Raw genomic sequence first — 677 nt, forward strand, 5'->3', positions numbered from 1 at the left:
GTTAAAGACACAACCGGAGTTCAAGCTTCTAAAGATGAAAATGGTAAACTTGTTCTTACTTCAGCTGATGGTAGAGGTATTAAAATCACAGGTAGTATAGGTGCTGGTGCTGGTGTTTTAAAAACTGAAAATTATGGAAGATTATCTTTGGTTAAAAATGATGGTAGGGATATAAACATAAGTGGAACTGGACTTAGTGCTATAGGTATGGGTGCTACAGATATGATTTCTCAAGCTTCAGTATCTTTAAGAGAATCAAAAGGTCAAATTTCAGCAGCCAATGCTGATGCTATGGGATTTAATTCTTACAATGGTGGTGGAGATAAGCAAATTATCCAAGCTTCTAGTATTTCAGCGTTTATGTCTCAAGCAGGTTCAGGTTTCTCAGCAGGTTCAGGTTTCTCAGTGGGTAGTGGAAAAGGATATTCTACAACTTTAGCTGGATCAGTGCAAATTGTTTCAAGCGCAGCTTCTATAAGCAGCACCTATGTAGTTTCAGCGGGTTCAGGTTTTTCTTCAGGTTCAGGAAATTCTCAATTTGCCGCCTTAAGAACTACGGCTGTAGGTGCTACTGATGAAACTGCAGGTGTAACTACTCTTAAAGGTGCTATGGCTGTGATGGATATCGCTGAAACTGCTATAACCAATCTTGATCAAATCAGAGCTGATATAGGTTC

At 39.1% G+C, this 677-nt stretch carries 1 pseudogene; it reads left to right on the forward strand.

Going from position 1 to position 677, the window contains the following annotated elements:
* Positions 1–677, forward strand: a pseudogene (locus ELQ07_RS08155) (flagellin); the annotation flags it as partial.

The sequence above is a fragment of the Campylobacter sp. US55 genome, from assembly GCF_004378955.1.
Lineage (GTDB): Bacteria > Campylobacterota > Campylobacteria > Campylobacterales > Campylobacteraceae > Campylobacter_D > Campylobacter_D jejuni.